A 13,132-nucleotide genomic window follows, 5' to 3' on the forward strand; every position below is an offset into this window, starting at 1 on the left:
CCGTGACCGGTTCCGTAGTGTCGATTCAGCCAGCCTTCATCGGCTGCGCTCCCCTCCCCGCACTGGGGGGTGCGAGGGGGGGTTTTTTCTGCAGGTAGGCTGAATACGCCGCTGCCCCAGTGAGTGCCCGCGTCGTTTTGCGACTCGGGACCCGACGCCACGCCACCGTCAAACAGGCCGGGACCGAGGAATTCAATGAAGTCGTTCGCGTGGCTTCGTGCGCATCCGCGCGCGGTCGCATCGACCAGCGCCGTCACGGCGGCAGCGGTGACCCTCACCACGATGGCATTCGTGTACCAGGGGTTCCCGACCACCGAGGTCGACCTGCACGACGGCGGGGTGTGGGTGACGAAGCAGTCCAGCCTGCTGGTGGGACACTTCAACCACGAATCGCAGGTGCTGGACGGCGCGCTGCGCACCACCGGTGATCAGTTCGACATCCTTCAGTCCGGGACCACCGTCTTCGTCGTGAACGACAGCGACGGAACGGTCACAAGCGTCGACACCGCGATGGTCGCACTGACCGACTCGACCGACGTTCCGGCCGGTGCCGCTGTCGTGCTCGGCGGCTCGACCGTCGCGATCCTCGACCCCGCCTCGGGCGACCTGTGGGCGCTTCCCGCCGACGGCGTCGGCGCGTTCGAGGTGCAGGGCACGGACCCGCTTGCGTCGCTCGGCAAGGGTGCCGCCGTCACGGTGGGCGTCGACGGCACCGTCTACGCGGTCTCGGCGGAATCCGCAGAGCTCTACACGATCCGAATCGACGCCAACGGCGAGACGACCGATCCGCAGGTGCGCGCGATCGACGAGCTGCAGGCCGACGGCCCGGTGAGCATCACCGCCGTCGGTTCGACCGCCGTGGTACTCGACGCGGCGGCGGGCCGGATCTTCACCTCCGACGGCACCACCCTGCTGGTGCCCGGCGGCGAAGCGGCCGTGCTGCAGCAGCCTTCGGAGGCATCCGATGCGGTGAGTCTGTCGACCACGAGTGCTCTCGTCCGCGTGCCGTTGGATGGTTCGGAGCTCTCCGAGATCGGTTCGGGAGGCGTCGGCACGCCGGCTGCACCGGTCTGGCTGAAGGGCTGCGCGTACGGGGCGTGGTCGGGATCGTCGACCTTCGTTCGCGACTGCGTCGGCAAGGACGACGACCTCAAGAGCGACATCGACGGCGCCGACGAGACGTCGGTGCTTCGCTTCCGGGTCAACCGCGACGTGATCGTCCTGAACGACATCGTCGGCGGTGCCACGTGGATGGCCAGCGACAGTCTGCAGCGGGTGGACAACTGGAACGAGATCACCCCGCCCGAAGGCGACGCGGAAGAGGACGAGCAGACCACCGAGGAGACGGTCGAGACGACGCTGCCCGAGCGCACCGACGTCAACACCGCGCCCATCGCGACCGACGACGAGTTCGGCGTCCGCCCCGGGCGCACGACCGTCCTGCCGGTGCTCGACAACGACACCGACGCGGACGGCGACGTCCTGACGGCATCCGTCCCCGACGGGGACCCCGGCCTGGGTGCGATCCAGCCGATCAACAACGGCGCAGCCCTGCAGATCGCCGTCGCCGACGACGGGTCCGGCAGCGATTCCTTCGTCTACGAGATCGATGACGGGCGCGGAGGCACCGACACCGCGACGGTGCGTCTGTCCGTGCACGACTGGAGCACGAACGCCGGGCCGACGCAGAAGCGGATCACCACGGTCGCGGTGGAGGCCGGCGGCACGGTGTCGTACAACGTGCTGCCCGACTGGATCGACCCGGACGGCGATGACGTCTTCCTCGCCGGGGTCACCCCGGCGGAAGGCGACGAGGCCGACTTCACCTCGGACGGGCGCATCACCTACCGCGCCATCGGCGCGACGCAGGGCAAGAAGGACGTCACCATTCTCGTCTCGGACGGCGAGAAGGTGACCGAGGGCACCGTGCGGTTCGACGTGCGCCCGGTCGGCTCCACGGTGCCGGTCACCAACGCCGACCACGTCGTCGTGCGCGTCGGACAGACGGTCACGGTCGCGCCGCTGGCGAATGACACCAGCTCCAGCAGCGAGCCGCTGCGGCTCACGCGCGTCGACGAGATCGACGGCGCCACCATCGTGCCGGACTTCGCGAACAAGACGTTCTCGTTCCGCTCCGACGTCCCCGCCGTCTACTACGTGCAGTACCTCGTCTCGGCGGGCGCCAATGCCGTCCCCGGCCTGGTGCGCGTCGACGTCTACCCCGAATCGGAATCGGCGCTTCCGCCGGTCGCCGTCCGGGACGTCGCGCTCCTGCCCAGCGGCGGAGAGGTGCTGGTGAACGTCCTCACCAACGACAGCGACCCCGCGGGCGGCATCCTGGTCGTCCAATCGGTCACGCTGCCACCGAACTCCGGCATCGCCGTGGCGGTTCTCAATCACGAGACGCTGCGGATCAGCGACCAGTCCGCCCTCGGCGAGCAGGTGCGAATCGGATACCGGATCTCCAACGGGTCCCAGACGGCAGAAGGCGAGGTCATCGTGATCCCGGTTCCGGCGCCCGCGCAGCTGCGCCCGCCGGTCGCCAACGACGATCAGGCCGTCGTGCGCGCCGGCGACATCGTCACGATCCCGGTGCTCGAGAACGACTATCACCCGAACGGCGACACGATCCACGTCGCACCGGAGCTGATCCCGCCCCTCGTCTCTCCCGAGGACGGTGAGCTGTTCATCTCGCAGGACACGCTGCGCTTCCACGCCAGCGCCGAGCCGGGCACCGTCTACGCGACCTACGAGGTCATCGACAGCACAGGACAGCGTGACGCCGGCTACGTCACCATCCAGGTGCTTCCGGTCAACGACGAGACGAACTCCGCGCCGCGCCCCCGCGACCTCACCGCCCGCGTGCTCAGCGGACAGCGGGTGCAGATCGCGATCCCGCTCGACGGGATCGACCAGGACGGCGACTCGGTCGAGCTCGTCGGCATCGCATCGGCGCCGACGAAGGGCCGCATCGTCGAAACCGGGTCCAACTTCCTCGTCTACGAGGCGTTCGACGACTCCCACGGCGTGGACTCCTTCACCTACCGCGTCCGTGACCGCCTCGGCAAGGAGGCCACCGCTCCCATCCGGGTCGGCATCGCGCCGCCCGAAGCGACGAACCAGGCCCCGTACGCGGTCAAGGACTCCGTCATCATGCGTCCCGGCCGCACCGTCGCCGTTCCGGTCCTGCTGAACGACTCCGACCCCGACGGGGACCGGATCTCGCTGGTCACCGACGGCCTCGTGATCCCCGATGTCGCCGGGCTCGAGGCCAAAGTGCAGAGCGGTCGCGTCGTGGTGACCTCGCCGACGAAGCCGATGGAGACGTCGGTGCAGTACACGATCGTCGATGCGCGGGGTGCCGAGGCGACCGCCGTGCTGCAGATCACCGTCGACGAGGACGTCCCGCTTCTGCGGCCGATCGCACGCGATGACCGGGTGCGCGCGGAGGACGTCAAGGACGACGACACCGTGGACGTCGAGGTGCTCGGCAACGACGAGGACCCCGACGGGACGGCTGCCGCGCTGCAGGTGCGCGTCACCGGCGGCGTCGCCCGCGTCCTGGCTGACGGCAAGCTCCGCATCCAGCTCGGCGACGTACCGCAGCTGATCACGTACAGCGTCACCGACCGTGACTCTCTCACCGCCTCCGCCTTCGTGCATGTGCCCGCGCTCGGTGCGCTTCCGCCGACCCTGATCACGTCGGTCAAGCCGATCGAGGTCGCCAGCGGAGAGACGATCGATATTCCCCTGAGTGAGTACGTCCAGGCGGCCGGCGGCAAGCAGGTCGTCCTCACCGAAGCCGCCACGGTCGCCGCGGTGCACTCCAGCGGCGCGTCGCTCGTGAAGGACCAGAAGACCCTCGTCTACACCTCCGCCGCCGGCTACTTCGGCCAGGACGCGCTGACGTTCGAGGTGACCGACGGCACCGGTCCCGATGACCCCGACGGGCGCAAGGCCGTTCTCACGCTGCCCGTCACCGTCCTTCCCCCGTCGAACCAGCAGCCGAGCTTCACCACCGGACAGGTCGATGTCGCACCCGGTGAGGATGCCGCATCCCTGGACCTGCTCGCCCTGACCACCGACCCCGACCGGGAGGACCTGCCGGGGGTGCGCTACAGCCTCATCGGCGGCGCGCCGGCCGGACTCTCCGCGGACATCGACGGCCAGCGCCTCAAGGTGAGCGCGGCCGCCAGCACGCCCAAGGGCACCACAGCGACCCTGCGAGTGCGGGTCGACGACGGACAGACCGAACCCGTCGAGGGATCCGTCACGGTGCGCGTGACGGCCTCGACACGATCGCTCGCGACCGCGAACGACGACACCATCGCCGAGGCGGACCAGGGCAAGACGGTCAGCGTCCCGGTGCTCGCCAACGACTTCAACCCGTTCCCCGAGACGCCGCTGAAGATCACCACGGCCATCATCGAGACCGGCCAGGGGGCCGTCGAGGTCGCCGGCGACGCGGTGCGTGTCACGCCCGACAAGACGTTCTTCGGAACGATGGTCGTGCGCTACCGCGTGCAGGATGCGACGGGGGATGCCGAGCGCGAGGTCGAGGGACGCATCCGTCTGACGGTGCAGGGGCGGCCCGACGCACCCGGCACGCCGACCGTCTCTAGCGTCCAGGACCGCACCGTGGTGCTGTCCTGGACCCCGCCGGCGGACAACGGCGCGTCGATCGAGAAGTACACCGTGCGATCCCTCGCCGGCGGTTACACGAAGAGCTGCGCGTCGACGACCTGCACGCTCGACGGTTTGACCAACAACGTCGAATACAACTTCTCGGTGACGGCGACCAACCGCGTCGCCGAATCCGACCCGTCCGCGCCCTCGCAGACCGCGCGTCCGGACGCGCGCCCGGACACGCCGCAGCCTCCGACGCTCGTCTTCGGCGACCGCAGCCTCCGGGTCGCGTGGGTCACCCCGACCACTCCCGGCTCGCCGGTGGAGTCCTTCACGCTGGAGATCTCACCCGCGCCACCCTCCGGCGTCGCCCAGAAGACCGGCGTCACCGGCACCTCGCTCGTCTGGGAGGGGCTGGAGAACGGCGCCTCGTACCAGGTGCGCGTCCGCGCCCACAACCGCGCCCCCGAGCCATCGAGCTGGAGCGTCTGGTCAGCCAACGCGGTACCCGCCGGCCCGCCCGCCGCGCCCGGTGCACCGGCCACAGCCCGCCTGGACCCGGTGGGATCGCAGGCGCAGATGTCCGTCTCCTGGCAGCCGCCGGCGACCAACGGCGATCCGATCGCCGGCTACGAGCTCAACGTCCTGCGCGGCGGAGCGCTCCAGCGCACCATCCCGGTCGCGGCGGGCCAGACCTCACAGGCACTGGCCGTCGACGCATCGACGTCGGACTACACCTTCACTGTCCGGGCGCAGAACAAGGCCGGCTGGGGTGACCCGAGTGCCCCCTCCGCCCCCCGCCGCGCATTCGTCGCCCCGGGCGCTCCGGCCAGCGTGGCGGCGACGCCCGGCGACAACACCGTGTCGGTCACGTTCTCCGAGGCCGCCGGCAACGGCGCGACCGCTGGGGAGCTGCGTTACGAGTACCAGGTGGGCTCAGGCGGGTGGCGTGGCGACTGGATCAGTGGCGGGACGGGCGGGTCCGGCACCATCGGCAACGGGCAGGTGGGCAACAACGGCACCTACACGATCGCCGTTCGCGCGTACACCTCCCTGGACGGCGTCCGTTACGACGGACCCTCGTCGCCGGGGTCCAACGCGGTCGCACCCTTCGGCGCGGTGAACACGCCGGGGGCCGTAGCCGGCAACAACGGCACCAGCGTCACCGTGTCGTGGTCCGTGCCCTCGCCGAACGGGCGCCCGATCTCGCGGCTCGAGATCGCGGTCGACGGCGGCGGCTGGGAGAACGTCGGAGCGCAGGGCGGCTCGCGTGCCGTCGGCGACGGCTACAGCCAGACCCACTCGATCCAGGTCCGGGCCATCGACAGCGAGAACCAGGTGTCGGCCGTCGCGTCGGCGTCCGCGCGGACCAACGATCCGCCGGTGCCGGTCGCGCGGCTCGTGAAGGGCTCCGGCGGCAGCTTCGCCGAGTGCGACCATTCGTCCTGCGCGTACCTGAAGCTCCAGGTCGAGAACTTCCCGGCGGGCACGTACACCGTCGCGTGCTCGCACCAGGGAGCCAAGCGGTTCGGCGTCAAGTCCTACAGCATCCCGGCCAACGGCGAAGTCCAGATGACGTGCTACATGGGTTACCCCGGGTACGACGCCTGGCTCGAGATCGACGGCTGGGGCGATTCTCAGCACTTGACCTGGTATTGAAACCACTTTCCCCCCGAACGAAGGACACCCCCCGAATGACGATGACCCCCGAACAGGCTGCTTGGTTCCAGGGCACTTTCGCGCGCCTCGTCGACAACGTCGACCAGGCGCTCATGGGCAAGCCGCACGTGGTCAGCCTGGTGCTGGCGGCCATGCTCGCCGAAGGACACGTGCTGCTCGAGGACGCGCCGGGCACGGGCAAGACGAGCCTCGCGAAGGCTCTCGCCGCGACCGTGCAGGGCACCAGCAACCGCATCCAGTTCACGCCCGACCTGCTCCCGTCGGATGTGACCGGGGTGACCATCTACGACCAGACCAGCCACCGGTTCGAGTTCCACCGCGGCCCGGTCTTCGCGTCGATCGTTCTGGCGGATGAGATCAACCGCGCGTCCCCCAAGACCCAGTCCTCGCTGTTGGAGGTCATGGAGGAGTCGCGGGTCACCGTGGACGGCGTGACGCACGAGGTGGGGCGCCCCTTCCTCGTCATCGCGACGCAGAACCCCATCGAGCAGGCCGGAACCTACAAGCTGCCCGAGGCGCAGCTGGACCGCTTCCTGATCAAGACCTCGATCGGGTACCCCGACCTTGCCGTCGCCGAACGGATCCTGGCCGGAGCATCCGATCGCAACCCGTCGGCACACCTCGCCGCGATCATCACCACGGCGGCCGTGGCCGACATGGCAGATCTCGCCTCGACCGTCTTCGTCGAGCCCGCGGTCCTGCGCTATACCGCGCAGCTGGCCGAGGCGACCCGTGCGGACGACGCCGCGCAGGTCGGTGTCTCAGTGCGCGGATCGCTCGCGATCATCCGTCTGGCGAAGGTGTGGGCCGCCGTCCATGGCCGCCACTTCGTCCTGCCCGACGACATCAAGACCCTCGCACCGGCGGTGTGGACGCACCGGCTGGTGCTGGATCCCGAGGCGGAGTTCGCCGGCACGACGGCGCAGGCGGTCATCGCGCGCGTCCTCGAAAGCGTGGCAGCACCCCAGGCGAGGTCCGCGGCCTGATGACCGTCCATACACGGGGCGCGAAAGCGACGACGACGGAACAGGTGGGAGCCCTGGCATCCCGGCTGGCCCGGCGCGCGGGCGCGATCGCCTCCGTGGCGCGACCGGCGGCGTGGATCCTGATCCTCTCGGCGATCGCGCTGTGGACCGCAGGACAGCGGCTCGGGTGGCAGGAGCTGACCGTGGCGGCCGTCATCGTCACCGTCGTGCTGGCGCTGTGCGCACTGTTCCTGTTCGGTCGCACGGCGTACGAGGTGACACTGGACCTCAATCGCACGCGCGTCATCGTCGGCGAGCGGGCGGTGGGAGCGCTCACGCTCTCGAACGCGGGCAGCCGCGCCATCCTGGCGTCCCGTGTCGTTCTGCCCGTGGGCAGCGGCCGCGGCGTCTTCGACGTGCGTCGGCTGGCGGCGGGTGACTCGGTGGAGGAGCTCTTCGCGATCCCGACCCAGAAGCGCGGCATCCTGCAGGTCGGACCCGTCGCGGTGCTGCGCGGCGACCCGCTGGGCCTGTTCGAGCGCATCCATCGGCGCGACTCTCCCGTCGACCTGTACGTGCACCCGCGGACCGTGCTCTTCGAAGGGCAGTCCCTCGGCTTCCTGCGCGACCTCGAAGGCCTCCCGGCGACCGATCTGTCGCCGGACGATGTCTCATTCCACGCGCTGCGGGAGTACCACCCCGGCGATGACCTGCGCCACGTGCACTGGAAGTCCACCGCCCGCACCGGAACCGTCATGGTGCGGCAGTACGAGGAGACGCGGCGTTCGCACTTCGTGATCGCGCTGTCGCGGCATCCCTCCGACTATCGCACCGCCGAAGAGTTCGAATTGGCCATCTCCGCCGCGGGATCACTCGGTCTGCGTGCGCTGCGCGACTCGCAGCGTGTTCAGGTGCGGGTGCAGGGCCGGGCGCTGCCGGCCGCGACGGGCAAGCAGTTCCTCGACTCGCTGGCCGGGCTCGAACATTCTGCCGCCCGGGAGGGCACGCTCGTGGATCTGGCCGGTTCGGTCGGCGCCACACTCGCAAGCGCCAGCGTGGTCGTGCTGGTGTGCGGCAGCAAGACCTCCGCCGAGCACGTGCGCTTGGCGTGTTCGCGTCTGCCGTTCGGCGCGCGGGTGCTCGCCATCGTGGCGGACGACGGTGCGACGCCGTCGCTGCGGCGCATCGGCGAAGCCGACGTCGTGACCGTCGGCGCGCTGGATCAGCTGTCGCGAGCCCTCGTGAAGGTGCTCGCATGAACGAACCTTCCGGACTCCGGGCACGCACCCGCGCGGCGGCAGCCGACGCGCGCAGGGTCCTCCCCGGTCGACGGTGGGGCCTGGACCTCGCCGCGGTCGCGTTGCTTCTCGCCGTTCCGATCATCGGCTTCTGGCCGACGTTCGAGAATGCCGGCTACCTCATCGCGGCTGTCGGCGGCACGGCGCTGGGCCTGCTGCTCGCCGCGCTCGGCACCCGTCTGCGCTGGGGACTGCTCCTGCTCGCAGGAACCACGGTGCTCGCCTACTTCGTCTTCGGCGCCGCTCTCGCCCTGCCCCACACGGCGTTCGCCGGCGTTATCCCGACGTTGGAGACGCTGCGGCAGCTGGCCGTCGGCACGGTCACCTCGTGGAAGCAGCTGCTGACCACCGTCGCGCCGGTCTCGGCATCCGATGGTCACCTCCTGGTCCCCTTCCTCCTCTCACTCATCGCGGCAGTGCTGACGGCGAGCCTGGCGCTGCGGGCCCGCTCCGCAGCGTGGGCCCTGGTTCCCGCCGCCGCCTTCCTGGCGGTTCAGATCGCCATCGGCACGTCGCAGCCGGCGGCTCCGGTGGTGCAGGGCATCGTCTTCGCCGTCGTGGCGATCGCCTGGCTCGCCGTCCGCCAGGCCTGGGCGCCCTCCGGAGCCGTCGTCGCCCTCGGCGAGGAAGGGTCGGCCTCATCCGGGGCCACGACCCGTCGTGTGCTCGCGGCCGGACTGATCGTCGCGGTCGCGGTCACGGCCGGCATCATGACCAGCGCCGTCACCGCGCCGGCCTCGCCGCGCTATGTGCTGCGAGACATCGTCATCCCGCCGTTCGACATCCGCGAATACCCCAGCCCCTTGCAGGCGTTCCGAGGGTATGTCCGAGATGCCGCGGAGGAGCCGCTGTTCACGGTCTCCGGGCTTCCGAAGGACGCCCGCGTGCGCGTGGCGACAATGGATGCCTACAACGGCATGGTCTACAACGTGTCGGACGAGGGTGCCGGCTCGTCGAGCGCGTTCACCCCCGTGCGCAGCAACATGTCGGCGGACGCCGAGGGCACGCCGGTCACTCTGCGCGTCGAGATCGACGAGTACGACGGGGTGTGGCTGCCGGATGCCGGTGCGGTCACGAGCATCGCCTTCGACGGAGACCGCGCCGATGACCTCCGTCGCGCGTCGCACTACAACGAATCCACCGGCACCGCGGTGGTCACCTCGAAGCTTCGATCCGGCGACGCGTACACGCTGAACACGGTGATCGCCTCGGTCCCGGATGACGGCACGCTGGCCGACGTGCCCTTCGCGCCGCTCAAGATGCCCACGTCGGAGGGAGTGCCCGAGGGGCTGGCGGACATCGCCTCGAAGGCCGTCACCGAGGCCACCACGCCGATCGAGCAGGTGCGTGCGCTGCAGACGATGCTCTCTCGTGACGGGTTCTTCAGCCACGGTCTCGAGGGCGAGGCGCTCTCGCGCGCCGGACACGGCGCGCAGCGCATCGCGTCCCTGCTCGGCGCCGACCAGATGGTCGGCGACGACGAGCAGTACGCCAGCTCGATGGCGCTCCTGGCCGGCGAGCTGGGCATCCCCGCCCGGGTCGTGATGGGCTTCTACCCCGACCAGGGAGAGGCCGCCGACGGCGTCTTCACCGCCACCGGCGACTCGCTGCACGCATGGGTCGAGGTCGCCTTCGACAAGGTCGGCTGGGTGCCGTTCGATCCCACGCCCCCGGAGGACCAGCTGCCCAACGAGCAGACCACCAAACCGCGCGCGGATCCGAAGCCGCAGGTGCTGCAGCCCCCGCCCCCCGAGCAGGATCCGGTGGACCTGCCGCCGATGGTGCCCGACGATCGCGAGTCCGAAGATGAGGACGATGCCTCTGCGTGGCCGTGGGGTCCGTACGTCGTGATCGGCCTCATCACGCTCGGCATCCTCGCGCTGCTGGCCGCGCCCTTCATCCTGATAGCCGCGCTGAAGACGGTCCGCCGTCGCCGCAGGCGCGAGGCCGAACGCGCCTGGGACCGGATCACCGGAGGGTGGGAGGAGCTCGTCGATAGGGCGACGGATTTCGGCACCCCGGTGCGACCCGGGGGCACGCGCACGGAAGAGGCCGGCGTGCTCGGCGCGGCCTTCACCCAGCCCGGCGTCGATACGCTGGCCCGCCGCGCCGACGCCGAGATCTTCGGCCCGAGCGAGCCGACCGCCGCCGACGTCGACGAATTCTGGCGACAGGTCGACGAGATCGTCGGCGGAATGGGCGCCGACCGTACACGGTGGCAGCGCCTGCGGGCGCGTTTCAGCGTGCGCTCTCTGCTGGCGGGCGCGCGCCTGCGATGGACACCTCAGCCGACTCAGAACCCGAAGGAGACCCGATGACCGGACGCACCGTCGCCCCCACCGTCGCCGCGCCGATCGGCCGCCGCGTCGGCGCCTACGCGATCGACCTCGCGATCCAGTACGCGATCGGCGGTGTCCTCGGCGGGATCTCCGTCGCGATCCTGTTCGCGCTCGGTCCCACCTGGAAGCGCGAGGCGCTCGCCGCGATGGTGCTGCTGCTCTGGGCGATCGTCGCCGTCGTCTCGCTGATCTGGCTGGTGGTCTACACGGCGATGCAGGGCGGCCGCGGGTCGCTCGGGCAGCGGGCGCGCGGAATACAGATTCGGGATGCCGCGTCCGACGCGCCGATCGGGTTCTGGCGTGCGCTGCTGCGCAACCTGGTCTGGGCGCTGGCCGGGTCGATCGTCGTCGGCTATTTCTCGCCCCTGTTCGATTCGAGCGGTCGCCGGCAGGGCTGGCACGACATGGCGTCCCGGAGCGTCGTCGTGGACCGCAAGGCGATGGACGCCGCGGCCTCCGTCCCCCCGCCGGTGCCGCCCGCACCCGTCGCGAACCCCTACCTGCCGCCCCCCGCCGGTGCGCCGGCCGCTGGTGACGCGCCCGTGGTGCCTTCCGTGACGGGGCTCGGCCCCGCCCCGGCGGCCCCATCGCTCACTCCGGCGGCGCGGGTTGTCGTGCCCGCGGCCCCGATCCCCTCGACCGGTCTCATCTCGCATGTGCCCGGCGTCGCCGGATCGGCTCCTGCCGCTGCGGCGACTTCCGCGGCTGCCTCCGGGTTTGCTGTCCCGGCGGCGCCGGCCGCGCCGGTGCCCGTTCCGCCCCCCTCCGGAACCGCGGTCGCCGCACCGGCTCCCCCGACCACGGGCGAGAACGTCGACGAGACGCGGGCGGCGGCATCCGCTCCCGCGCATCGCGCGGACGAGGCGGCGGCGGTCACGGTCCTGACGTGGGACGACGGCACCCGCATCGCCGTGTACGGGCGCACGCTGTTCGGGCGCAACCCGGCGACCGAAGAGGGCGCCGCCCGTGTCGCGATGCGGGACGAGACGCTGTCACTGTCGAAGACGCACTTCGAGATCGGCGGCGACGCGGCGGGGCCGTGGATCATCGACCGGCACTCCACCAATGGCAGCGCGCTCGTGCGCAACGGCTCGCCGCAGCGACTGATCGCCGGAGCCCAGACCAGCCTCCGCCCGGGCGACCGACTCGAATTCGGCGACCGCAGCCTGGAAGTGGGAACCTCGTGAACGCCGCACCCATCACCGTCGCGCACGGGTCGGCCACCGACACCGGTCTGCGACGCCGGATCAACGAGGACTCGTTCCTCGCCGCCCCGCCGCTGTTCCTCGTCGCCGACGGCATGGGCGGCCACCAGGCCGGTGAAGTGGCGAGCATGCTCGTCATCGAAGAGTTCGCGCGGCTGGCGGGGCTGCCCAGCGTGACCATCGAACAGGTGCAGCTCGCGCTGGCTCACGCCCGCCGTCGCGTGGCCGAAGTGCCGCTGCCTCCCGGCGCCGGCGCGGGCACGACGCTGTCGGGCGTGGTGATCGCGAGCGTCGACGGCGAGGGCTACTGGCTGGCGATCAACCTGGGCGACTCCCGCACCTATCGGCTCAGCGGCGGAGTGCTCGAGCAGATCAGCGTGGACCACTCGGTCGTGCAGGAGCTGATCGACAGCGGCGAGCTGGACGAGCTGTCGGCCACGACGGACTCGCGCCGCAACGTCATCACCCGGGCGATCGGCGGCGGCAGCGACGCCGAGCCCGACTACTGGCTGATCCCCGCGGACGAGGGAGACCGTCTGCTGGTGTGCTCGGACGGCCTGTCGGGCGAGCTCGACCGCGCCGCGATCGAAGCGATCCTGGGCGCCGAGGCGCACCCTCAGGCGGCGGCGACCCGGCTGGTGCACGAGGCGATGCTGCGCGGCGGTCGGGACAACATCACGGCGATCGTCGTGGACGCCATCGAGGTGCTCAGCCGCGAGCACGGTTGCCGTGATCGGGACACTCTGCCGGTGGGCGCGGCCGTCGAGGACGTGGATACGGACACGCGGCCCCGCGTGGATGCGAGAGGTGGCAGTCGATGAGCGGAATCGTTCGCTACGCCCCGGGGCGGGCCCATGTCGTGGTCACGCCTCACGGTCTGGTCGTCGTGGGGGGCGAAGTCTCCTCCGCACTTGTCGCCCGGCTGTGGGAAGAGGTCTCCGCGGGCGGGGGACTGGCCGCCGTGCTGGAGGCGCTCACCGGAGCATTCGGCACCTCCCTGTCCGCGATCCCTCCTTTCG

At 70.7% G+C, this 13,132-nt stretch carries 6 protein-coding genes; all 6 read left to right on the plus strand.

The annotated features are described in order from the left end of the window. Nucleotides 1–195: 195 nt before the first annotated feature. From ABD655_RS02505 to ABD655_RS02530, 6 genes are read left to right on the plus strand one after another with little or no spacing between them, the layout of a single operon-like run. A complete protein-coding gene (locus ABD655_RS02505; protein WP_344711465.1) occupies nt 196–6,285 on the plus strand; it encodes an Ig-like domain-containing protein in 6,090 nt (2,029 codons plus the stop codon). Nucleotides 6,286–6,320: 35 nt separating this feature from the next. Then, a complete protein-coding gene (locus ABD655_RS02510) occupies nt 6,321–7,292 on the plus strand; it encodes an AAA family ATPase (protein WP_344711466.1) in 972 nt (323 codons plus the stop codon). Further along, nucleotides 7,292–8,530, plus strand: coding sequence for a DUF58 domain-containing protein (locus tag ABD655_RS02515; RefSeq protein WP_344711467.1), 1,239 nt, complete (start codon nt 7,292–7,294; stop codon nt 8,528–8,530). Before ABD655_RS02510 ends, ABD655_RS02515 begins: the two co-directional genes overlap by 1 nt. Next, nucleotides 8,527–10,887 carry a transglutaminaseTgpA domain-containing protein gene (locus tag ABD655_RS02520; protein ID WP_344711468.1) on the plus strand — a complete coding sequence of 787 codons (2,361 nt, stop codon included), beginning with the start codon at nt 8,527–8,529 and terminating at the stop codon, nt 10,885–10,887. Before ABD655_RS02515 ends, ABD655_RS02520 begins: the two co-directional genes overlap by 4 nt. After that, on the plus strand, nt 10,884–12,095 hold the full coding sequence (locus tag ABD655_RS02525; RefSeq protein ID WP_344711469.1) for an RDD family protein: 1,212 nt from the start codon (nt 10,884–10,886) through the stop codon (nt 12,093–12,095). The genes ABD655_RS02520 and ABD655_RS02525 overlap by 4 nt, the downstream gene beginning before the upstream one ends. Further along, on the plus strand, nt 12,092–12,934 hold the full coding sequence (locus ABD655_RS02530; RefSeq protein ID WP_344711470.1) for a PP2C family protein-serine/threonine phosphatase: 843 nt from the start codon (nt 12,092–12,094) through the stop codon (nt 12,932–12,934). Before ABD655_RS02525 ends, ABD655_RS02530 begins: the two co-directional genes overlap by 4 nt. Nucleotides 12,935–13,132 lie beyond the last annotated feature (198 nt).

It is taken from the genome of Microbacterium terregens (assembly GCF_039534975.1).
Lineage (GTDB): Bacteria > Actinomycetota > Actinomycetes > Actinomycetales > Microbacteriaceae > Microbacterium > Microbacterium terregens.

Bases quoted from the DNA above. Each gene is read 5' to 3' on its own strand.
- ABD655_RS02510 (WP_344711466.1), top strand. From the start codon at position 6,321: ATGACGATGACCCCCGAACAGGCTGCTTGGTTCCAGGGCACTTTCGCG.
- ABD655_RS02525 (WP_344711469.1), top strand. From the start codon at position 10,884: ATGACCGGACGCACCGTCGCCCCCACCGTCGCCGCGCCGATCGGCCGC.
- ABD655_RS02515 (WP_344711467.1), top strand. From the start codon at position 7,292: ATGACCGTCCATACACGGGGCGCGAAAGCGACGACGACGGAACAGGTG.
- ABD655_RS02505 (WP_344711465.1), top strand. From the start codon at position 196: ATGAAGTCGTTCGCGTGGCTTCGTGCGCATCCGCGCGCGGTCGCATCG.
- ABD655_RS02520 (WP_344711468.1), top strand. From the start codon at position 8,527: ATGAACGAACCTTCCGGACTCCGGGCACGCACCCGCGCGGCGGCAGCC.